Here is a 16,360-nt window from a genome sequence, read left to right as displayed (position 1 = left end):
CATGGTCAGTCCTTCGTATTCGTCTGGTTGCGGGCGGCGCCGTCGAGAGGGGAGAACTTGTCGCAGGTGACGTACACCACGCGCTGTTGCAGGTGGCAGTAGTTGTCCTGATCCTCGTTGATCGTCTGGCAGTGCGTGCAGTCTTCGCAGTCGCGGTCAGTCATGGCCCTGGCCCTCCGCCTGTGTTGGTGCAGCAGGGAGGGGCCGGTGATGCGTCACAGCGCCTTCGGTGACGGCCACGCTCGAAAAGTCGCCCCAGTTCTGGACACACTCGTACCAGCCTTCTTGAAGGTAGAACTCGTCGTCCTCTTCGTTCAATTCGAATGCAACGCCATCGTCGCAACCGCATTCGATCTGGAACTTGCCGGCATAGAAAGCCACGATGGTTCGGCGCTTGCCGGTCGGATACCGCATCGAGGCCAGCACATTACCTTTCGGCATTTCGCCTGCTGCAACCGTCCACCCTTCGGATGCCGCAGGCGTTGCAGCGGCCAGCACCCAGCGCGCGAACGCTGCAATTTCCTGATCATCCGCAACGATCCCGAACTGGCTATAAGCCGTCGCTGCAATCTGCTCGTTGCTCAGCTCCGATGCCGCTACAACGGGCGCGGCCTGGGCGGCGGTGTTCGTGGTGTTCGTCATTGCGTCTCTTCCTATCGTTGTTGTTCGGGTGTTACAGCGGGTCTTGCTGGTGCCGCTTCAGCAGCTCCGGCAGCTCGTCGGGGTCGCCGGCCAGCAGGACATCGTCCGAGTCCGGCATGTGCACGCAGATCGAGCGGGCGTTCACGTACTGCATAAAGGCGCGCGCGGCGCGGATCAGGTCGGACTTGCGGTGCTCTTCTTCGGTCACGGTGCGTCTCCTATCACGGCGTGCTCGGGGCCCGGGTGGTACGCCGGCTCGCTCCACTGCACGTCACGTGCGGCACCGAAGGCGTACAGGTACTCGATGAACTGCGCCGCTTCCTTCACATAGAAGTCGCGCGACTGCACGCCCAACTGCACGATGCGCCGACCGTCGAAGCTCGGCACGACCCGGCCGTCGTGATGCAGCGGTGTCCCGGCGGTGCGCATCTCTTCCGCGAACTCGTCGATCAGCAGGCGCTTCATGTCTTCCTTGTGCCATTTGCGACCTATGAACTCGACTTGGCGCGCAATGTCATCAATCATCGCGTGGTACTTGTCTTCCTGAGCACGCTTCTTCTTCGGTTCCGAGAACACGACCATCCAGCCTTCCGGCCCGTTGTAGGCGAAATGCGCAACGTTGGCGCGGGCCTGGCGGTGATTCAGGAAGAAGATGCGTTTCGTCGTCATTTGCGGCCCCACGCGGCGGACTTGAGGGCGGCGCGCTGGGCGGCCAGGCCTTCGATTTCGCTCACGCACTGTTCGATGTGGCCTACGCCGTCGCGCATGGCCGTCAGCAGCGCGCGCACGGCGTGCATGTCCGGCTGCGCATCGCCGTCCGGCTGCATGTAGCGCAGCACCTGGGCGGATGCCGTGCTGAACTGGCCGGACAGCACGGCCAGGTTGCGCTTCGCGTCCTCGTGGGCGCCGCGCACCGTGGCGTACTGGCCGCGCGCGAGGAGCGTTTCGTTGTCGATAGAGGTCAGGTCGATCATTTCGTTCGAGCCGGATTACGCCGGCCCGCTCCGGTCAAGTCAGTAGGGAATGTCGTTGTCGTCGTCTGGCGTCGGCGCCTGGCGGGACTGCTGGTGCTGACGATTCAGGCGCTGCTCGCGTTCGTTCGGCTGGCGGGCTTGGTCGCGGACGCTGCCGGCCGGCGCGCCACCAACGTCGTCATCCTGGCCGCCGGCCTGGCGCCCGCCCAGCATCTGCATTTCCATGGCGATGACGTCGGTCGCGTACTTCTCGATGCCATCCTTGTCCGTGTACTTCCGCGTTTGCAGGCGGCCTTCGACGTAGATGGTCGAACCCTTCTTCAGGTACTGCGCCACGACCTCGGCCAGGCGGCCGAAGAACGCCACGCGGTGCCACTCCGTCGTTTCCTTGTTCTCGCCCGTGTTCTTGTCCTTGCTGCGGAAGCTGGTCGCCAGCGAGACGTTAGCGATCGCGTCGCCGCTGGACAGGTAGCGGACTTCCGGGTCGCGGCCCAGGTTGCCGACGAGGATTACCTTGTTGACCGATGCCATTACGCGTGCTCCTCGGTCAGTTCAGCCTTGCGGCCGTTGTAGACCGTCGTGGCGGCCGTCAGCGCCTCGGCGTCGTTGAACCGCTTGGCGTACTTGTAGGCGACGGCGAAGGCGGCTTGCAGCTCGTCCAGCGTGCTGGCATCGAGCATGGCGACCTGATTGCCCTCGAACACGGCGTCGTCGAACACCTCCGGTGGCGTTCCGGTGTCCAGCCAGCCCAGGAGCTTCGTTCCGGTTTCGGGCGTCACCTTGAAGTAGGCGCCATCGAACAGGCCCGTGCGGTCCTTGCTGGCACTGGCGACGTGGTTCATGTCGACATCGAGCATGACGGTGAACTCGTATTCCATGCCGTCGCGCTGCACTGGCGCCAGGCCGACCTTCTTCGGCGTCTGCTTGCCGTTGGCGCCGGTCTCCAGCACGTATTCCTGCTTGGCGCGCATCGTGGCGATGATGTGGCACGGGCTGCGCAGCATCGCCTCCACCAGGGAGTTGTGTTCAGGGGTGATCGTGCGCCATGCGGCGAAGCCGTTCTGCTTGCCCGAGTCGGCAATCTTGCCCTGCTTGTCCAGCAGACCGCCGTCGCCAGCCCAGGCGTGCGACAGCGAATCGATGATCACCACGTTGTAGCCGGCCTGCTCGAATGCCTTGATGGCCTGCAGGTACTTGGCGACGGTGTACGGCGCCTCGATGCCGATGATGTCGTAGTCGCCCAGGTGGGCGTACAGGTCGCCGCTGCCGTGCTCCGTGTCGATGAGGCCGACCTTGCCGCCCAGGCCGAAGGCCAGGAGGAGGGCGCTGTACGTCTTGCCGGCGCCGCTCGGTGCTGCGATACCCAGGCGCAGCTTGGCTTTCTTGCGCTCCGCTTTTCGGATTTCCATGGTGATTTCTCTCGATTGATGTTGCGTGGCTAAAATGGGCACTGGTGCTTCTCGATATGCTGCGCCAGCTCGGCGCGCTGCTGCTCGGTCATTCGCGGCGACCAGACCGACGCCGGGCGCTGCTGCGGCCCCGGCCGTACCAGGCCGTGCCGGGCTGCCGCTGCTGGTCGTAGCCGGCCAGCGTGTCGGCGGCGTCGTGGGCTTCGCGTTCAAATTTGCTCATGGTCAAAAGCCTTCAAACAGGGTGCGCACTGCGCGGATACGGGCGTCGCGGCGCGGCAGGCCGGCGCGCAGGCCCAGCAGGTACTGCGTGCGGAGGAAGCGGATCACGTCAGCTCCCATTCGATCCGGCGGCGCTGCTCGGCAAACTGGGCCAGCTTGTGATGCGCGTTGCGAATCTCGGCCGGGATCGCCTCGTACATCGAGACCAGGTCGGAGGCGTGGTCGTAGACGTTGCGCTCCTTCCGACCGATCCACCACAGGCGCATGCGGTTGAACTGGCGTCGCACCCAGCGCGCGGCGCGTACTGCGACGTTCGCGCGCTGCTTGTGGTCTGCGCGCCAGGGGATTGCGGTGTGCTTGCGTGTCATGGTCTGCTCCGTGTGCAGTTGGTCAGAAGGCCCAGCGCGGCGCGTTGAGTACCATCAGGATTACGATCAGGGCAAGGGCGAAGAGGCTCATGGCGGTCCTTTCAGGTGCCGGCGCGCCGGCGGTTGTTGTAGGCGCCCCGTGAGGTGGGGCGGCCCTGTTCGACTACTTGGCGACGCACACGGCCGTTTTGTTCGGCCCCGGTGCCTGGGTCAGAACTACGGTGCGCGCGGCGTCGCACGCCTCGGCACTGTGGAACTCGGCAACCGTGCTGCTCACTGCGCCGGAGGTGGTCATGAAGAAAGCCAGAAGAAGAAACATGTGAAGCTCCTTTAAGTGCGCCACGTCGGCGCGGGGTTTGGGGTCCGGCTTTCACGATGTCATCCGCTCGAACGGATCTTCTTGTTGATGACAAGTGAAAAATAGCCGGTGTTACGTTTGCCAAAATGTGCTGCTATTTCCTTCAGACTGATGCCGCTACCTCTCATCTGGCGCATCAGGTTGATCTGCTCTTCCGTATATTTAGCGCGCCCGTTTCGCTTTCCGATGGCCTTGTTAGCGCGCCCCCTCTGTTCCCGGTCTTGCATGTTCTGATGGTGCGTCCCGTCGTATAAGTGATACGGATTCACACAACACGGGGTGTCGCAGGTATGGCAAACGCTGTTCTTCGCCGCACCCTTCACCTCCTGGTAGACGGCTCGATGAAGCCGCCGGGGCCGGCCATTCAGAAATATCCGTCCGTACCCGTGCTGGTCCGTCGCCCCAAGCCAAATCCAGCATCCGGCAATTGGGACGATCGCTACGTTTTCTAAGACCCGATCCATCAGGCTTCGCATGACATCTCCTTAAGTTCCGCCTTAAACGCCAGCGCGGGAACTGGTGGAATTTCTCGAACATCCAAGTCGGCCTGTGCGCGCTCAGGCTGGCGTGTGGTGGCCGGTGCTGATCAATACGGCTTCTCGACCTTGCCCTGGTCCTGGAGGCTCTTTACGCGGAACAGGTCATTGAGCAGCTCGTCCATGTGTTGTGCCAGTTGCACCCGCAGGCCGTCCTTGAGGGCGCCGGTGACGTTCGTGGCGGCCTGTTTCATGTGCTCGATGAAGTCCTTGGCGCAGACCTGCGTCATCACGTATTGGGCGCGCGTCACGCTGTCGTAGCTACCGCTCGAAGGTTCGCCATTGCGCGCATTGACGCGTGCACTCCAGTAGCCATTCACGGTTTTCAGCAGCTCGGCGCGGATGGTTGTCTTTGGTCCGTCGGGCTCGCCCCATGCTGTGACGCGCTGATACTCACGGTCGAAGCTTCCTTGAACGGCTTCGGTAATGGCCGCCTCGACTTGCGCATGAGCCTTGTCGATAAAAATCTTGTCCAGACGCGCCTTGACTTCCTTTGCCACGAGCGTGGAAATGTCGTCGTCACGCTGCAGGATTTCGTCAGCGACTTTCTGGACAATCGCGGCCTTCACGTCGTCTTCATTCAGGTTCAGCATGGTTTTCTCCGGGTTGTTGTTGGGTGCCGTCTCTCCGGGCTGCCAGCGCTGCGTAGGCTCTACGTCCTCTGAGACCGAGGCGGCCCTCCTACTTCTGACCCGGAGATTGGCAAACCGCACGTTGTATGTAGGGGTGCGGCGCTCCTTTTCGGTCAGCGGTACATCAGCGCGTAGGCGGCGTCGATGCAGGCGTCTTGTGCTGCGACCCAGGCATCGCGCTCACCCTGCGCCAGCACGGCTTCTGCCTGTTCTTCCGCCAGCTCCCACAGGTCTTCGTTCTTGTCAGCCAGATCGACGAACACCCCATCGGCTTTCAGCGCGGCCACGATGACGTCGAACCGCACGCGCGCCGCATCCATCAGCGCTTCGTCGTACTGCTCGTTGTCGTCTTGGTGGCGGGGCATGCTGGTCTCCAGGGCTTTGCGCTGTCTGTCTACGCTTTGTGCGTTTCGATGGGTGTACTTTATCAAGTGATAAAGTCCAAGTCAAGCGTTTGATAAAGCCTTTGATAAAGTTTTTCGATCAGGCGTGGTGGGCTGTCAGTGTTGACAGGTGCGCGCGGTGCAGACGTAAAAAAGCCCCGGCTGGCGGGGCTGTTCGGTCCAGGAAGGGGGCAGCTTACTTGATGTGGGTGGCGACGAAGTACGTGGCGCCGACCAGAGCGGTCCCGAAGCCGCACACGAACGTGACGAGCTTCCAGGTTTGGGCATTGATCTCTCGATGGAGATCTTCTTTGGTGGCGTAGTTACCGCGCATGACGGCAACATCACGCTCGATCGCAACAAGGCGCTCGAGCGTCTTCTCGGCCGTCGCTTCCAGTTTTTTGACACGTTCTTCCATGTCGTCATCATGGGGCGGGCCGCCGCCGCTGTCAACCGAGCCACGCAGTCTGCGGGCGCGCTCATGCAATGGTCCAGTAAAGTCGCGAACATCACTCATCGGACAGCCACTCCTTGTCTATCAAACGGATTAGTTCCTCGAAATTCGATTCCACAAGTACAAGATAGGCATCAGCTAACTCCTGCCTTTTGGGGTCGGCAATCGCTGGCGTCACCGCGCGCAATGCGCCAGCCAGCGAATTAATCGCCTGGGCGAGCGTCATCACCATGTCGCGTTCGTTTTTGGTCATTTCTTTTTGCATGGGAATGCATTGTTGAGGGCCGTAAGAACTAACAGATTTGCACTGTTGTTCCAATCCTCAGGATATTGCTTGAGATGTTTCGCCACCACCGCAACAAGCTGGCCAACTGTCACTCCATCAGTAAGACACACGACACGCGCGTTATCATACGATTCAGCCACACCCGTTATGTAGTGCATTGCCGAGCGAGAAAGCAGTAAATCGCTGGGCGTGGCGCCAGGGGCATCCGCCCTGTCATGACCTGCCACCCACTGCTGAAGCTGATTTCCCGTAACTATTTGTGCCTGACATTGCATAGAAAACAAACAGGCGAGCACACCGTAGATCAACGACTGAGGACGGGGCATATTTTTTAGTGAATTGGGCATTTTTTCCTCTCTCGGCATTGTGGCGTGCCGCTGCACCTTAAAAGGGTAAATCCGGCTCTTCTGGCTTGGGCAGCTCTTTCCAGTCCACCTCATCCAACGCCATCAGCGCAAACAGGAACGGTGCAACGTTGAAGTCAGCCCGCGCCCGCGCGTTCTCCCAACGGCCATCGGTGTGCGAAACAAGCATTACCGGCAGTTTCAACTGGAACTGCAGCTTGGTCAGCAGTTCACCCCCCGCCGCGCCATCCATTTGGCTCTTTTCGACCAATACAATCGCCATGCGCACATCGCGCAGGCGCAGAACTACATAGTGCATTAAATTCGTTCCTTCTGAGCCAAAACAACGCGACCGACGATAATGCACGTATCGCCTTCGCAAACTTTCCTGTGATACTGGCGCTGGTCCGGGTTATCGGAAGTCAGCCACCAGCGGCCGGCATCGCGCACCAGGCGCTTGATAACCGGCTCCCCCTCGTAATTCACCGCGAACACCTCTCCGTCAACGGGTTGAGTGTCTGCGGTATTGACCACCACCAGATCGCCCTCATACAGCGAGGGTTGCATGCTTTCACCACGCACGTGCATGGCAAGCAGGGTTTCCCAGCTGAGGCCCTTTCGCCGCATCCAGTCCGTCGGCACTGACGCGGTCGCACCGTCGAATCGGTCGGGCTCGACCTCGAAGCCGCTGATACCGGCCGACAGGCGCAGCTTTACCTTGCGAATCAGCGTAAAGGCTGGGTCGTCCTCGCCGGCCGGCCGCACCGGCATGAAGCCCGGAGGCGCCTTTGTCGGCTGCTCAGCCACCTCAACTACCCCCTGGTCGAAGTAGAGCGGCGGCAGGCCGGCCAGCACCTCAACCTTGCGTGCGGTCTTCTCAGTGAATGCCGTGCCTTCGCGGTACGTGGTGGACAGCAGCTGAGCCACGCGCGACTCGCTAAGGCCGGTCCGGTCGCAGAAGCGCACGCGTTCCCCGCCGTACTCCCTGTCGATCAGGTCGAGTAGTCGCTCACGTCGATGTTGATACATGTTCATGCGGATATTGTCGCGCACTTTTAGCATTTGATAAATTAGCAATCGCTTGACTTTGACTGTATCAATTGATAAAGTCGTGAGCATGAAGACGCTCATCGACTACCTGAACGCGATCCCGGTGGAAGCCCGGGACTCCTTCGCGGCCCGCTGCGGTACGTCGTTCGATTACCTGCGCCAGGTCGGCTATGGCAATCGGGCGTGCACCGAGCGGCTGGCGATCAACCTCGAACGGGAAAGCGGTCGCGAGTTGGTTTGCGAACTGCTTTGCCCGGATGCCGACTGGGCTTTCATCCGCGCGGCGCCCCCACCAGGTCGCCGACGTGGCCGCGCCCGCAATCGCACCACCTGATTCCCCAACCAGCAGTACCAGCAACACCAGCAGTCCATCCACGTAACCCGAAATCCTGATTCACGAACCACAAGGAAAACACCATGGCACCACGCAACCTGTTCCAAGACCTGTCAGCCGATGACCTGCGAACGTTCTTCGCGCGGGAGATCGAGCAGTACAACGAATGCTCGACCCCGCGCAACATCGAGGTCAAAACGCTGCTTAACGCCGACGAGTTCGTCGCGCTGCAGCAGGAGTGCAAAGCGGCGGACGTAAAGCACAGCACATTGTTGCGCAACCTGGCGAAGAGCTGGTTGGCAGACCGCAAGGATAAGCGGCAGCAGCGCCAGGCGGAACGGCCAGCCTATGGCCAGAACCTGGCCATGTTGCTGCCCACCCGAGTAGCACGACCGCGCATGCATATGCGTCTTTGATGCGGGGATGACATGGACATTCGATCCACCGACGTAACGAGAAAGAGCCCACATGGAAGACAAACGAGTAGCCCCCGCGACGCCAGCCGAGAAGATCGTGCACCACGTCGTCAACGTGTGGCGGCCGGCCGACAAGGAGGCCGTAGCGGACAAGGGCAACCAGGAGAAGCGGAGCGCGCAGTACCTCGCGCTCCGGGATTTGCGCAAGCTGGCCGACGAGGCGGGGAGGAAGTAATGGACTTCGAGATCATGCTGCAAACGCAGCACTACAAGCACGGCCGGGCCGCCGCCTTGCGCGGCGATCAGCCCGACTCGCACGGCCTGCACTGGAACTCGCTGGCCCAATTCGACTGGCAGCGCGGCTACGAGAGTGTGACCGAGCAGGATCGCCTGGAGGTCGCTGAGCCATGACGAAGCCGAAGAAGCCCCGCAACAAGACCTATCGGCCGAAACCGGTCGCCATCCACGGCGGCCTCATCGCCATTGCCATGTGCCACGCACGTGGTCACGAAGCGTCCCCGCTGCGCCATGATCAGCTGTCCGACCTGGGCATTGCCTACTGGCTGAGCCTGGACAATCTGCGCGCGGGTGACGCCAACGAAGAATGCTGGTCCTGCGTCTCCTGCGCTCTCAACATCGGCATGGTGCTGGCCGAGCGCGGCATCGGCGCCGAGTACGAGCAGACCTTCGTTCAAGCCCTCGATGGCGCATTCCGCGCCAAAGCACGCAGCGTCCGCACTCGCAATTTCCGCCTTGACGGCGACGCCCTGCGCGACATCGAGACCGCATTCCAAGTCCACGACGAACAGATGAAGATCGCCACGCGCGCCGAGGTTGCCGACGCCATGACGACCGTTCGCCAGCGTATCGAAGCCGGCAACGTCTATCAGGAGGCCGCATGAAATTCCCAGCATACCCAACGGACCGCGTGTCGATCGAGGCCCTGCCAGCGCGTCTTGCACGCTTGGTGAAGGCCAAGCCGCGCACGACGCTCCAGCTGCGCGAGCTGACCGGCTACTCCGTCGAGGCTGTCCGCGTGCGTCTGCACCGGCTGGCAAGCGACGGCCTCATCCATTCTGTGGAGGTCCGGAAATCTCTCGGCTTCGAATACTGGTGGCATCCAGGCGAAGGGCCGATCAAGGCGTCAGTACCGGCACCAGAGCCCAAAGTCGCCAAGCGCGACCCGCTGGTAGCCGCCCTGTTCGGCCCAGCCAAGCCTGCGGGCAAGCTCCTGGGCGCCGGCAGCGTCCTGGGCGGGGAGGGCTGACCATGGGCGCGTTCTGCGTTTTCGGCGTCAGCAAGACGCTGTGCAAAGAGAAGGCCGGCAAGAAGACCGTCACGTCCGTTGCTGTTGATGGCAGCAAGAAACGCCGCGAGTTGACGCCTGCCGAATGGGCCGAGCATCGCGACGAGCTGGCGGACCACCTGTTCGCCACGATCGACAAGCCCGTCAAGGTCAGCCCCGAGTTCGACGCGCCGCAATTCTGCCGCGACTGGCTGTCCGTCTGCCCGTCCGAGGTGCGCATGCCGCGCATCATGGTTCGCGGCCAGAAGACAACCGACGACGGCACGCCCATCGCCCGTAACGGCAAGCCTGTCATGACCTGGCTCGAATACCGGGGGCAGCCATGATCACCTACGAAGTGGCCGGCCCGACCGAAACCGGCGACTACCTGATCGGCTACCCGACGCCGGGTTCGCCGGCCGTGTTCACGGTCGCCAGCACGGCATCCTGCATGAGTGGCGCTGTGGCGCAGTGCGCACGCATGAACGAGCAGCTGGTCGGCGCGCGCGGCGTGAGCATGAAGCGCGCTATCGACTTCCTGGCCGTTGACCTGGGCGTCCAGGCGGGGGACGAGCCATGAATTACTACAGCCATCACATTGGCGACTACACCACCGACACGGCTCACCTGTCGCTGCTGGAGGACGGCGCATACCGCCGCCTGATGGACCGCTACTACACGACCGAGGCACCGCTGCCGGCCGACGAGGCGGTGCTGTTCCGCGTCGTCCGCGCCCGCATGCCAGACGAACAGGAAGCCGTGCGTGTGGTCCTGGCCGAGTTCTTCGACCTGACCGACGCTGGCTGGACGCACAAGCGTTGCGATGCCGAGATCGAAGCCTTCAAGGCCAAGAGCGGCAAAGCGGCAGATGCGGCGAACAAGCGCTGGGGCAAGACCGGCAATGCTCCTGCAATGCCGTCCGAAACAGCCCCTGCAATGCCGACGCAATGCGAACGCAATGCGAACGCAATGCCAACCAATAACCAAGAACCAATACCAAATAAAACCCTTGTCCCTGCCGGGACGGAGGGTGGGCCTGACGGCCAGTCTTCGAAAGAACCGAAACGTTCGAAGCCATCGCCAACGGACGAGGACTACAAGGCTGCTCGCTGGGTTTTCGAAGCGCAGCAAAAGGCAAACCCGAGTGCCCGGGAGCCGAGCTGGTTCACCTGGGCCAACGACATCCGCCTGTTGCGCGAGGTTGACGGCCGAACCCACAAGCAGATTTGCGAGCTGTTCCGCTGGGCGAAGGCCGACAAGTTCTGGTCGCCGAACATCCAATCGCCCGGCAAGTTGCGCGAGAAATGGGACCAGCTATCCGAGCGCAAGGCCCAGGCCGACCCCGTTGAGACCGCGCGGGAAGCCATGAAGGACGTCATCTGATGGCCGCCCCACTCGCTGACGGCGCAGACGTGATCCTGAGGGCGCGTCTCAAGGGCAAGCGGCCGGCGGACATGGTGATCATCGCCCAGAAAGGCCCGGTGAGCACGGACAACCCTGTGGTGCGCGCGAAAGCCATGGCGAAGTACGACTGGCGGTGGGTGCGCGACTTGGACATCTGCGTGTACATCGACCCCGTCGTGGACTGGTTCATCCAGCTCAAGGAGATCGCGTTGCAGAAGCCGGGTTACCTGTGCCTCTGGAACCCAGTCGAAAAGCGGGGTGCCGAAGTGTACCTATCCGCGACCCTCGAAGACATCACGAAACCACGGCAGTTCTGGGTGTACGAACTGGGCTTCATCCTCTGGCAGGCCTTCCAGAACGACGACTTTATTACGGGCCGGACGTACGGCCGCAACGAACACGGAGTGCCTTATGCAATTGATCCCTGACACGATCGACTTCAGCGAATACATGGTCGAGGCCGAGCACCACGAGGTCAAGCCCGCCTCTCACTGGCTCGAAGACACCATCGCCTCGTTCCATGCGCCGGCCACCGAGGCGCCTGCGCCAACGATGCTGTGGCAGAAGGCGCGCGATCGTGTGCGCTTCCGCCCGGGCGAAGTGTCGCTGTGGGCTGGCATCAACGGCCACGGCAAGAGCATGTTTCTGTCGCAGGTCGTACTGGACCTGTGCTACCAGGCCCAGCGCACGATGGTCGCGTCGTTCGAAATGAAACCGGTCAGCCAGATGCAGCGCATGAGCCGGCAAGCCGCCGGCAGCCGCCTCCCGAGCGTGGATTTCCTGGAAACGTTCGGCTCCTGGACGGATGGCCGGCTGTGGATTTATGACCACGTCGGCTCCGTCGAGTGGCGCAAGGTGATCGCCGTTATGCGCTACGCCGCGGTGAACTTCGGCATCGGCCACTTCGTGATCGACAGCCTGATGAAGTGCGTCAAAGGCGAGGACGACTACAACGCGCAGAAGGACTTCGTGAACGAGCTGTGTGCATTCGCCCAGGCCCATAACGTGCACATCCACCTCGTGCACCACGTCCGCAAGGGCGAGAGCGAGCACAAGGCGCCAGGCAAGTTCGACGTGAAGGGCGCCGGCGCCATCACCGACCAGGTCGACAACGTGTTCATCGTGTGGCGTAACAAGATCGCCGCGCAGGAGAACAACGGCGACCCGACGTGCGTTGTCGCCTGCGAGAAGCAGCGTAACGGAGAGTTCGAAGGAAAGCTCGGCTTCTGGTTCGACATCGAGTCGCAGCAGTACCTGGAAACCATCGCCGAAATGCCAAGCAAGTACGGCGTGGACGGCACCGGCGGCAAGAAGGGCTACGCCATGCCAGTGCGTTTCTTCGCGCGCCAGGCGCTCGACATGAAAGCCGAGGTGCCAGCGTGACGGCCTACTACAACGAAATCGACCCATACGCGGCCCAGTGGCTGCGCAACCTGATCGCCGCCGGCCACATCGCGCCGGGCGACGTCGACACACGGAGCATCGAGGATGTACAACCCGACGACATTCGCGGCTATACCCAATGCCATTTCTTCGCCGGCGTGGGCGTTTGGAGCCACGCGCTTCGACGCGCTGGATGGGCAGACGACCGACCTGTTTGGACCGGTTCCTGTCCGTGCCAACCTTTCAGCGCGGCAGGCAAAGGCCTTGCGTTTGCTGACGAGCGGCACCTTTGGCCGGCCTTCTACCACCTCATCACGGAGTGCCGCCCTGCAGCGGTCCTTGGAGAGCAGGTTGCAAGCGCGGCTGTCGATGACTGGATCGACCTTGTACACGCTGACCTGGAAGCCGTGGGTTACGCCTTCGGGAGTGTCCCGTTCCCGTCTGCGGGCGTCGGTGCGCCGCACATCCGAGACCGGAACTACTGGGTGGCCCACGCCGGCGGCGATCGACGGGACCAGCAATGCGGAGTCGCTGGAAAGCAAGCAGGCGCGCGGCAGCGGCGGGATAAATTTGACGACGGCCGCAGCACTGGCCGGCTGGCCGACGCCAATGGCGGGCACGCCAGCGCAGAACGGGAACAACGCGGCCGGAAACAACGACAGCAGCCGGGAGACGGTTGCGTTGTGCGGCTGGGCCACGCCAACGGCGAACCAGCCGGGCGGCACGCCGGAAGCGCATATGCAACGCAAGCTGGACATGGGTCGCAAGGTGGCGACCATCACGGACTTGGGGATGCAGGTTTCGTCCTGGGTGCCGAACAGCCCGGCCCGACTAACGGCTACTGGCGTGCTGCTGACTGGCTCGGATGCACAGATGGCCGCTGGCGGCCAGTTGAACCCGGCACATTCCCGCTGGCTCATGGCGCTGCCGCCCGAGTGGGACGCCTGCGCGCCTACGGCAACGCCATCAATGCGTCGGCGGCCGAAGTCTTTATCCGCTGTGTGATGGAGTGCGCCCCATGAAAACCTGCACCTCATGCCAACAAGAGAAGGCGCTGACCGCGTTCAGCCGCGACAAGCGCCGTGGTCACGCTGCCCGCTGCAAGGAGTGCCGCAAGGCCGAGTCTATGCCTGGCGCGCACAGAACCGTGACGCCTACAACGCCACAGAGCGCAAACGGTACGCAGAGTCGCCGGCCAAGTGGGAGCGCCACCTACGCAGCAAATACGGCATCGGCGCCGCCGAGTATGCCGAGCGCCTGGCTGCGCAAGGTGGCTGCTGTGCCATCTGCAAGGCAAGTGCCGCCCACCTGGGCGAGACGCTGGCTGTCGATCACTGCCATGCCAGCGGCGCCGTGCGCGGCCTGCTGTGCGCGAAGTGCAATCGCATGCTCGGTTGTGCGAACGACCGGCCCGACGTTTTGCGTGCTGGTGCGGAATACCTGATCAACGCCGAAGCGGCCCGCGTCTTCATCGAATGCGTAATGGACTGCCAACCATGAACACCTACGAAAGGACCCACATGACCGACACCACGCAACAAACCGCGCCGCGCGTGACCGCCGAGCGCATTGACGCCCTGGTGGCGAGCCTGACGTACGAGACGGCCCGCGTGCCGAATACGACCAGCACGGTAGCGACCTCGCGCTTGCCCTGGGGCTTCGTCGTCTCAATCGGGCATAGCGCCTGCGTCAGCCCGGCCAACTTCGACGCGGAGAAGGGTCGCAAGTACGCCATTGAGGACGCGGCCGCCCAATCGCGCGCCAAGCTGTGGGAGCTGGAGGGCTACCGCCTGGCGTACGAGCTGGCGCACCAGGGCAAGGCAGGTGCCGCATGAGCACCGAGAAGCCGATCAGCGAAATGACCGACGCCGAGTTCGACGCGGCGTACGGCGGGCGCGAGCTGACGCCCATCGAGCAGCTGGCGTACGAGAAGGAGGGCGCCGTACGGTTTGCCGAGTTCCACGGGCACATGCGTCGCTTCCCGAAGCAGGCTGAGTACCAGGAGGCCGCATGACGCTGCCGACCCTGATCCGCCGCCAGCCGCTGCGCCGCACGGCGTTCAAGCGCAACACGAAGCCGCTGGCCCGCCTCGAATTGTCGCTAACGGAAGCGAAGCCGAAGGGCGTTCGCGTGCGGAAGTGCAGCAACTGCGGCACCTCTTTCCAGCAGCAGCGCATGGGCCAGCAGGTGTGCGGCCCGGCCTGTGCGCAGTCGTTCGCGCGACGCATCGGCGAGCAGCAGGAGCGCAAGGCCGACCGCGAGCGCAAGCAGCAGCTCAAGACCCGTAGCGAGCACCTGGCCGACGCGCAGGCCGCCTTCAACGCCTACATCCGCGCCAGGGACGCGCATCTGCCCTGCATCAGCTGTGGACGCTACCACACGGGAGCCTACGATGCCGGCCACTACCGCTCCGTCGGCGCCCAGCCGGCCCTGCGCTTCCACGAAGACAACACGCACCGCCAGTGCGTCCCGTGCAACCAGCACAAGAGCGGCAACGCGGTCGAGTACCGGCTGGGCCTGATCGCGCGGATCGGCGCCGAGCGCGTCGCATTCCTGGAGCTGGAGCACCCGCCAGCGAAATACACGATCGAAGACGCCCAGCGTATCAAGGCCGAATACCGCGCCAAGCTGAAACAACTGAAGGAGACCGCATGACCACAACCCAACACCTGACCGTCTTCCTGTCGGCAGTCATCGTCGGCGTACTTGCAATCCGGCTGTGGCCGCTGCGCCAGGCCGACCGCGCCCGCCAGCAGCAGGAGAAGGCCCGAGCCGCCGCACGCGAGGCGCTGCTTTCAAAGCCTGGCACCGCGTACCACGATGGCGCCCTGGCGGCGATCGACGGAGCGGACATGCTCGACAACCCGCACTGCGATCCGGGCGGCCAGCGCGACCAGGCGATGTCGTGGCACTGCGGCTGGATGTACGGCAAGAAACTGCTGCAGCAGGTGGGAGGCCAGCCATGAGCGAAACGCTGGACCGCGCTATCGAAAAAGCGCCAGTTGCTGACACCCCATACAAGCGCGTCATGGACACGTGGGCGCGCTGGATGACCTTGACCAATCGCCAGATATCGGACGGGATGGCGAACCCGCAGGACGTGAAGGAGTTCATGGCATGCGGGGAGGCTGTCGATTCGATGGTCAACGACTTGCCGCGCCATCAGTGGTGGGCCGTCTACAAGGCGTTCGGCATGACCACGGCGTGGAATTTCCCGCAGCTATCCTGGGAGGAAGAGCTTGTTGCGGCTGAACAAAAACTTTCCGTGAAGATGCAAAAAAATGTTGCGACTAGGAGATATTTCAATTAGGATACTAGTGCTAGATGTAAATATTGCGTCTTGAAAACCCGCTCACTCGGCAGATAGCCCTGGAGCACATAGAACCCCGCCCCGAAAGGTCAGCGGGGTTTTTGCATTGGAAGATGCCGCGCAGGGCGCAAAGCGGTCTTGAAAACCGTGGCAGTCAGGGATGGCTGATGGTTCGATTCCTTCATCTTCCGCCAGAACATAGGTAGCTTGGCCGAGTGGCCTAAGGCAGCGGCTTGCTAAGCCGTCGGGTCAGAAATGGCCCCGTAGGTTCGAATCCTACAGCTACCGCCAGTATTGGAAGCTTGCCCGAACGGTAAGGGGTGCGGCTGTAACCCGCAAGCAGGCCTAGAGCCTAGGTGGTTCGACTCCATCAGCTTCCACCATATTCCCGAAGGCCCCGCGATCGGCGATGACGCGGGGCTTTTTGCATTGGAGCGCGCCATGGAGCACCGCATCAGCCTGGAGGACGAGAGCCGCTGGGTCAGGGTGCTGATCCAACTGGTGAAGCTGCAGACCGCAGGCATGGACCCGACGCCGCCATGGGCACGCCCCAGCCAACCCCGAGATACC

General features: G+C 62.6%; 36 protein-coding genes and 3 tRNA genes. 21 read left to right on the top strand and 18 right to left on the bottom strand.

The genetic code is table 11. The features are described from left to right. Positions 1 to 5: 5 nt before the first annotated feature. The 18 genes from PX653_RS09150 to PX653_RS09065 form a co-directional block, all read right to left on the bottom strand. The gene (locus PX653_RS09150) at positions 6 to 164 is read right to left on the bottom strand and encodes a hypothetical protein (protein ID WP_277417579.1); all 159 of its coding nucleotides are present in this window, start codon (positions 162 to 164) and stop codon (positions 6 to 8) included. After that, on the bottom strand, positions 157 to 642 hold the full coding sequence (locus tag PX653_RS09145) for a hypothetical protein (RefSeq protein WP_277417578.1): 486 nt from the start codon (positions 640 to 642) through the stop codon (positions 157 to 159). Before PX653_RS09145 ends, PX653_RS09150 begins: the two co-directional genes overlap by 8 nt. Positions 643 to 673: 31 nt before the next feature. Further along, positions 674 to 850: a hypothetical protein gene (locus PX653_RS09140; protein ID WP_277417577.1), complete on the bottom strand. Its 177-nt coding sequence runs from the start codon at positions 848 to 850 to the stop codon at positions 674 to 676. Further along, positions 847 to 1,311, bottom strand: coding sequence for a recombination protein NinB (locus PX653_RS09135; protein ID WP_277417576.1), 465 nt, complete (start codon positions 1,309 to 1,311; stop codon positions 847 to 849). Before PX653_RS09135 ends, PX653_RS09140 begins: the two co-directional genes overlap by 4 nt. Then, on the bottom strand, positions 1,308 to 1,616 hold the full coding sequence (locus tag PX653_RS09130) for a hypothetical protein (protein ID WP_277417575.1): 309 nt from the start codon (positions 1,614 to 1,616) through the stop codon (positions 1,308 to 1,310). The genes PX653_RS09135 and PX653_RS09130 overlap by 4 nt, the downstream gene beginning before the upstream one ends. 39 nt (positions 1,617 to 1,655) lie before the next feature. Further along, complete coding sequence (gene ssb / locus PX653_RS09125; RefSeq protein WP_277417574.1) at positions 1,656 to 2,147, bottom strand: single-stranded DNA-binding protein; 492 nt, start codon at positions 2,145 to 2,147, stop codon at positions 1,656 to 1,658. After that, positions 2,147 to 3,025, bottom strand: coding sequence for an ATP-binding protein (locus tag PX653_RS09120; RefSeq protein WP_277417573.1), 879 nt, complete (start codon positions 3,023 to 3,025; stop codon positions 2,147 to 2,149). The genes ssb and PX653_RS09120 overlap by 1 nt, the downstream gene beginning before the upstream one ends. An 88-nt stretch (positions 3,026 to 3,113) precedes the next feature. Continuing rightward, the gene (locus PX653_RS09115) at positions 3,114 to 3,248 is read right to left on the bottom strand and encodes a hypothetical protein (RefSeq protein ID WP_277417572.1); all 135 of its coding nucleotides are present in this window, start codon (positions 3,246 to 3,248) and stop codon (positions 3,114 to 3,116) included. Positions 3,249 to 3,351: 103 nt separating this feature from the next. Further along, complete coding sequence (locus PX653_RS09110; protein WP_277417571.1) at positions 3,352 to 3,615, bottom strand: hypothetical protein; 264 nt, start codon at positions 3,613 to 3,615, stop codon at positions 3,352 to 3,354. A 163-nt stretch (positions 3,616 to 3,778) separates the two neighbouring features. Then, positions 3,779 to 3,934 carry a hypothetical protein gene (locus PX653_RS09105; protein WP_277417570.1) on the bottom strand — a complete coding sequence of 52 codons (156 nt, stop codon included), beginning with the start codon at positions 3,932 to 3,934 and terminating at the stop codon, positions 3,779 to 3,781. 59 nt (positions 3,935 to 3,993) lie between these two features. Continuing rightward, positions 3,994 to 4,449 carry a helix-turn-helix domain-containing protein gene (locus PX653_RS09100; protein WP_277417569.1) on the bottom strand — a complete coding sequence of 152 codons (456 nt, stop codon included), beginning with the start codon at positions 4,447 to 4,449 and terminating at the stop codon, positions 3,994 to 3,996. 110 nt (positions 4,450 to 4,559) lie between these two features. Beyond that, positions 4,560 to 5,102, bottom strand: a complete 543-nt coding sequence (locus tag PX653_RS09095) for a hypothetical protein (RefSeq protein ID WP_277417568.1) — start codon at positions 5,100 to 5,102, stop codon at positions 4,560 to 4,562. A gap of 152 nt (positions 5,103 to 5,254) precedes the next feature. Next, on the bottom strand, positions 5,255 to 5,506 hold the full coding sequence (locus PX653_RS09090) for a hypothetical protein (protein WP_277417567.1): 252 nt from the start codon (positions 5,504 to 5,506) through the stop codon (positions 5,255 to 5,257). A 214-nt stretch (positions 5,507 to 5,720) separates the two neighbouring features. After that, positions 5,721 to 6,041: a p24 family protein gene (locus PX653_RS09085; RefSeq protein WP_277417566.1), complete on the bottom strand. Its 321-nt coding sequence runs from the start codon at positions 6,039 to 6,041 to the stop codon at positions 5,721 to 5,723. Next, the gene (locus tag PX653_RS09080) at positions 6,034 to 6,231 is read right to left on the bottom strand and encodes a hypothetical protein (RefSeq protein ID WP_277417565.1); all 198 of its coding nucleotides are present in this window, start codon (positions 6,229 to 6,231) and stop codon (positions 6,034 to 6,036) included. The genes PX653_RS09085 and PX653_RS09080 overlap by 8 nt, the downstream gene beginning before the upstream one ends. After that, positions 6,228 to 6,611, bottom strand: a complete 384-nt coding sequence (locus PX653_RS09075; protein ID WP_277417564.1) for a Rap1a/Tai family immunity protein — start codon at positions 6,609 to 6,611, stop codon at positions 6,228 to 6,230. The genes PX653_RS09080 and PX653_RS09075 overlap by 4 nt, the downstream gene beginning before the upstream one ends. Before the next feature lie 37 nt (positions 6,612 to 6,648). Beyond that, a complete protein-coding gene (locus PX653_RS09070; RefSeq protein WP_277417563.1) occupies positions 6,649 to 6,927 on the bottom strand; it encodes a hypothetical protein in 279 nt (92 codons plus the stop codon). Further along, positions 6,927 to 7,727 (bottom strand): S24 family peptidase, encoded by an 801-nt coding sequence (locus tag PX653_RS09065; protein ID WP_277417562.1) that lies wholly within the window; start codon positions 7,725 to 7,727, stop codon positions 6,927 to 6,929. The genes PX653_RS09070 and PX653_RS09065 overlap by 1 nt, the downstream gene beginning before the upstream one ends. On the opposite strand from PX653_RS09065, the gene PX653_RS09060 reads away from it, so the two are divergent. The 21 genes from PX653_RS09060 to PX653_RS08960 all read left to right on the top strand — a co-directional run bounded on the left by PX653_RS09060 (position 7,726) and on the right by PX653_RS08960 (position 16,173). Continuing rightward, the gene (locus PX653_RS09060; protein ID WP_277417561.1) at positions 7,726 to 7,992 is read left to right on the top strand and encodes a helix-turn-helix domain-containing protein; all 267 of its coding nucleotides are present in this window, start codon (positions 7,726 to 7,728) and stop codon (positions 7,990 to 7,992) included. The two genes, PX653_RS09065 and PX653_RS09060, sit on opposite strands and share 2 nt — an antisense overlap. An 83-nt stretch (positions 7,993 to 8,075) precedes the next feature. Further along, entirely contained in the window at positions 8,076 to 8,408 is a 333-nt protein-coding gene (locus tag PX653_RS09055) for a hypothetical protein (protein ID WP_277417560.1), read from the top strand. Between the two features lie 52 nt (positions 8,409 to 8,460). After that, positions 8,461 to 8,643 carry a hypothetical protein gene (locus tag PX653_RS09050; RefSeq protein ID WP_277417559.1) on the top strand — a complete coding sequence of 61 codons (183 nt, stop codon included), beginning with the start codon at positions 8,461 to 8,463 and terminating at the stop codon, positions 8,641 to 8,643. Further along, positions 8,643 to 8,819, top strand: a complete 177-nt coding sequence (locus PX653_RS09045; RefSeq protein WP_277417558.1) for a hypothetical protein — start codon at positions 8,643 to 8,645, stop codon at positions 8,817 to 8,819. Before PX653_RS09050 ends, PX653_RS09045 begins: the two co-directional genes overlap by 1 nt. Beyond that, positions 8,816 to 9,310 (top strand): hypothetical protein, encoded by a 495-nt coding sequence (locus PX653_RS09040; RefSeq protein WP_277417557.1) that lies wholly within the window; start codon positions 8,816 to 8,818, stop codon positions 9,308 to 9,310. The genes PX653_RS09045 and PX653_RS09040 overlap by 4 nt, the downstream gene beginning before the upstream one ends. Then, a complete protein-coding gene (locus tag PX653_RS09035; protein WP_277417556.1) occupies positions 9,307 to 9,675 on the top strand; it encodes a helix-turn-helix domain-containing protein in 369 nt (122 codons plus the stop codon). Before PX653_RS09040 ends, PX653_RS09035 begins: the two co-directional genes overlap by 4 nt. A gap of 2 nt (positions 9,676 to 9,677) precedes the next feature. After that, a complete protein-coding gene (locus PX653_RS09030; RefSeq protein ID WP_277417555.1) occupies positions 9,678 to 10,040 on the top strand; it encodes a hypothetical protein in 363 nt (120 codons plus the stop codon). Further along, a complete protein-coding gene (locus PX653_RS09025) occupies positions 10,037 to 10,273 on the top strand; it encodes a hypothetical protein (RefSeq protein ID WP_277417554.1) in 237 nt (78 codons plus the stop codon). The genes PX653_RS09030 and PX653_RS09025 overlap by 4 nt, the downstream gene beginning before the upstream one ends. Continuing rightward, the gene (locus PX653_RS09020) at positions 10,270 to 11,076 is read left to right on the top strand and encodes a YdaU family protein (protein WP_277417553.1); all 807 of its coding nucleotides are present in this window, start codon (positions 10,270 to 10,272) and stop codon (positions 11,074 to 11,076) included. The genes PX653_RS09025 and PX653_RS09020 overlap by 4 nt, the downstream gene beginning before the upstream one ends. Continuing rightward, positions 11,076 to 11,525 carry a hypothetical protein gene (locus tag PX653_RS09015; RefSeq protein ID WP_277417552.1) on the top strand — a complete coding sequence of 150 codons (450 nt, stop codon included), beginning with the start codon at positions 11,076 to 11,078 and terminating at the stop codon, positions 11,523 to 11,525. Before PX653_RS09020 ends, PX653_RS09015 begins: the two co-directional genes overlap by 1 nt. Continuing rightward, positions 11,509 to 12,480, top strand: a complete 972-nt coding sequence (locus tag PX653_RS09010; protein WP_277417551.1) for an AAA family ATPase — start codon at positions 11,509 to 11,511, stop codon at positions 12,478 to 12,480. The genes PX653_RS09015 and PX653_RS09010 overlap by 17 nt, the downstream gene beginning before the upstream one ends. Beyond that, a complete protein-coding gene (locus PX653_RS09005; protein ID WP_307731054.1) occupies positions 12,477 to 13,502 on the top strand; it encodes a DNA cytosine methyltransferase in 1,026 nt (341 codons plus the stop codon). Before PX653_RS09010 ends, PX653_RS09005 begins: the two co-directional genes overlap by 4 nt. Before the next feature lie 85 nt (positions 13,503 to 13,587). Continuing rightward, positions 13,588 to 13,980, top strand: a complete 393-nt coding sequence (locus tag PX653_RS09000) for an endonuclease VII domain-containing protein (RefSeq protein ID WP_277417550.1) — start codon at positions 13,588 to 13,590, stop codon at positions 13,978 to 13,980. Further along, the gene (locus PX653_RS08995) at positions 13,977 to 14,315 is read left to right on the top strand and encodes a Gp49 family protein (protein WP_277417549.1); all 339 of its coding nucleotides are present in this window, start codon (positions 13,977 to 13,979) and stop codon (positions 14,313 to 14,315) included. The genes PX653_RS09000 and PX653_RS08995 overlap by 4 nt, the downstream gene beginning before the upstream one ends. Beyond that, positions 14,312 to 14,494 carry a hypothetical protein gene (locus PX653_RS08990; protein WP_277417548.1) on the top strand — a complete coding sequence of 61 codons (183 nt, stop codon included), beginning with the start codon at positions 14,312 to 14,314 and terminating at the stop codon, positions 14,492 to 14,494. The genes PX653_RS08995 and PX653_RS08990 overlap by 4 nt, the downstream gene beginning before the upstream one ends. Further along, the gene (locus tag PX653_RS08985) at positions 14,491 to 15,135 is read left to right on the top strand and encodes a recombination protein NinG (RefSeq protein WP_277417547.1); all 645 of its coding nucleotides are present in this window, start codon (positions 14,491 to 14,493) and stop codon (positions 15,133 to 15,135) included. Before PX653_RS08990 ends, PX653_RS08985 begins: the two co-directional genes overlap by 4 nt. Further along, complete coding sequence (locus PX653_RS08980) at positions 15,132 to 15,446, top strand: hypothetical protein (protein ID WP_277417546.1); 315 nt, start codon at positions 15,132 to 15,134, stop codon at positions 15,444 to 15,446. The genes PX653_RS08985 and PX653_RS08980 overlap by 4 nt, the downstream gene beginning before the upstream one ends. Next, complete coding sequence (locus PX653_RS08975; RefSeq protein WP_277417545.1) at positions 15,443 to 15,790, top strand: hypothetical protein; 348 nt, start codon at positions 15,443 to 15,445, stop codon at positions 15,788 to 15,790. Before PX653_RS08980 ends, PX653_RS08975 begins: the two co-directional genes overlap by 4 nt. A gap of 108 nt (positions 15,791 to 15,898) precedes the next feature. Continuing rightward, positions 15,899 to 15,984: transfer RNA gene (locus PX653_RS08970), tRNA-OTHER, on the top strand. Positions 15,985 to 15,991: 7 nt separating this feature from the next. Then, a tRNA-Ser gene (locus PX653_RS08965) sits at positions 15,992 to 16,081 on the top strand. A gap of 5 nt (positions 16,082 to 16,086) precedes the next feature. Continuing rightward, positions 16,087 to 16,173, top strand: a tRNA-Tyr gene (locus PX653_RS08960). The last annotated feature ends 187 nt before the right edge of the window (positions 16,174 to 16,360 follow it).

The organism is Pseudoduganella chitinolytica (genome assembly GCF_029028125.1).
GTDB lineage: Bacteria > Pseudomonadota > Gammaproteobacteria > Burkholderiales > Burkholderiaceae_D > Rugamonas > Rugamonas chitinolytica.
The sequence above is the reverse complement of the archived record's forward strand: the minus strand, read 5'-3'. Positions and strand labels throughout refer to the sequence as shown.

Bases quoted from the DNA above. Each gene is read 5' to 3' on its own strand.
- PX653_RS09105 (WP_277417570.1), bottom strand. From the start codon at position 3,934: ATGTTTCTTCTTCTGGCTTTCTTCATGACCACCTCCGGCGCAGTGAGC.
- PX653_RS09035 (WP_277417556.1), top strand. From the start codon at position 9,307: ATGAAATTCCCAGCATACCCAACGGACCGCGTGTCGATCGAGGCCCTG.
- PX653_RS08975 (WP_277417545.1), top strand. From the start codon at position 15,443: ATGAGCGAAACGCTGGACCGCGCTATCGAAAAAGCGCCAGTTGCTGAC.
- PX653_RS09085 (WP_277417566.1), bottom strand. From the start codon at position 6,041: ATGAGTGATGTTCGCGACTTTACTGGACCATTGCATGAGCGCGCCCGC.
- PX653_RS09100 (WP_277417569.1), bottom strand. From the start codon at position 4,449: ATGCGAAGCCTGATGGATCGGGTCTTAGAAAACGTAGCGATCGTCCCA.
- PX653_RS09150 (WP_277417579.1), bottom strand. From the start codon at position 164: ATGACTGACCGCGACTGCGAAGACTGCACGCACTGCCAGACGATCAAC.
- PX653_RS08980 (WP_277417546.1), top strand. From the start codon at position 15,132: ATGACCACAACCCAACACCTGACCGTCTTCCTGTCGGCAGTCATCGTC.
- PX653_RS09045 (WP_277417558.1), top strand. From the start codon at position 8,643: ATGGACTTCGAGATCATGCTGCAAACGCAGCACTACAAGCACGGCCGG.
- PX653_RS09065 (WP_277417562.1), bottom strand. From the start codon at position 7,727: ATGCTCACGACTTTATCAATTGATACAGTCAAAGTCAAGCGATTGCTA.
- PX653_RS08995 (WP_277417549.1), top strand. From the start codon at position 13,977: ATGAACACCTACGAAAGGACCCACATGACCGACACCACGCAACAAACC.
- PX653_RS09110 (WP_277417571.1), bottom strand. From the start codon at position 3,615: ATGACACGCAAGCACACCGCAATCCCCTGGCGCGCAGACCACAAGCAG.
- PX653_RS09015 (WP_277417552.1), top strand. From the start codon at position 11,076: ATGGCCGCCCCACTCGCTGACGGCGCAGACGTGATCCTGAGGGCGCGT.
- PX653_RS09055 (WP_277417560.1), top strand. From the start codon at position 8,076: ATGGCACCACGCAACCTGTTCCAAGACCTGTCAGCCGATGACCTGCGA.
- PX653_RS09075 (WP_277417564.1), bottom strand. From the start codon at position 6,611: ATGCCCAATTCACTAAAAAATATGCCCCGTCCTCAGTCGTTGATCTAC.
- PX653_RS09010 (WP_277417551.1), top strand. From the start codon at position 11,509: ATGCAATTGATCCCTGACACGATCGACTTCAGCGAATACATGGTCGAG.
- PX653_RS08985 (WP_277417547.1), top strand. From the start codon at position 14,491: ATGACGCTGCCGACCCTGATCCGCCGCCAGCCGCTGCGCCGCACGGCG.
- PX653_RS09135 (WP_277417576.1), bottom strand. From the start codon at position 1,311: ATGACGACGAAACGCATCTTCTTCCTGAATCACCGCCAGGCCCGCGCC.
- PX653_RS09130 (WP_277417575.1), bottom strand. From the start codon at position 1,616: ATGATCGACCTGACCTCTATCGACAACGAAACGCTCCTCGCGCGCGGC.
- PX653_RS08990 (WP_277417548.1), top strand. From the start codon at position 14,312: ATGAGCACCGAGAAGCCGATCAGCGAAATGACCGACGCCGAGTTCGAC.
- PX653_RS09120 (WP_277417573.1), bottom strand. From the start codon at position 3,025: ATGGAAATCCGAAAAGCGGAGCGCAAGAAAGCCAAGCTGCGCCTGGGT.
- PX653_RS09090 (WP_277417567.1), bottom strand. From the start codon at position 5,506: ATGCCCCGCCACCAAGACGACAACGAGCAGTACGACGAAGCGCTGATG.
- ssb (WP_277417574.1), bottom strand. From the start codon at position 2,147: ATGGCATCGGTCAACAAGGTAATCCTCGTCGGCAACCTGGGCCGCGAC.
- PX653_RS09145 (WP_277417578.1), bottom strand. From the start codon at position 642: ATGACGAACACCACGAACACCGCCGCCCAGGCCGCGCCCGTTGTAGCG.
- PX653_RS09095 (WP_277417568.1), bottom strand. From the start codon at position 5,102: ATGCTGAACCTGAATGAAGACGACGTGAAGGCCGCGATTGTCCAGAAA.
- PX653_RS09080 (WP_277417565.1), bottom strand. From the start codon at position 6,231: ATGACCAAAAACGAACGCGACATGGTGATGACGCTCGCCCAGGCGATT.
- PX653_RS09040 (WP_277417557.1), top strand. From the start codon at position 8,816: ATGACGAAGCCGAAGAAGCCCCGCAACAAGACCTATCGGCCGAAACCG.
- PX653_RS09020 (WP_277417553.1), top strand. From the start codon at position 10,270: ATGAATTACTACAGCCATCACATTGGCGACTACACCACCGACACGGCT.
- PX653_RS09115 (WP_277417572.1), bottom strand. From the start codon at position 3,248: ATGAGCAAATTTGAACGCGAAGCCCACGACGCCGCCGACACGCTGGCC.
- PX653_RS09030 (WP_277417555.1), top strand. From the start codon at position 9,678: ATGGGCGCGTTCTGCGTTTTCGGCGTCAGCAAGACGCTGTGCAAAGAG.
- PX653_RS09050 (WP_277417559.1), top strand. From the start codon at position 8,461: ATGGAAGACAAACGAGTAGCCCCCGCGACGCCAGCCGAGAAGATCGTG.
- PX653_RS09070 (WP_277417563.1), bottom strand. From the start codon at position 6,927: ATGCACTATGTAGTTCTGCGCCTGCGCGATGTGCGCATGGCGATTGTA.
- PX653_RS09060 (WP_277417561.1), top strand. From the start codon at position 7,726: ATGAAGACGCTCATCGACTACCTGAACGCGATCCCGGTGGAAGCCCGG.
- PX653_RS09025 (WP_277417554.1), top strand. From the start codon at position 10,037: ATGATCACCTACGAAGTGGCCGGCCCGACCGAAACCGGCGACTACCTG.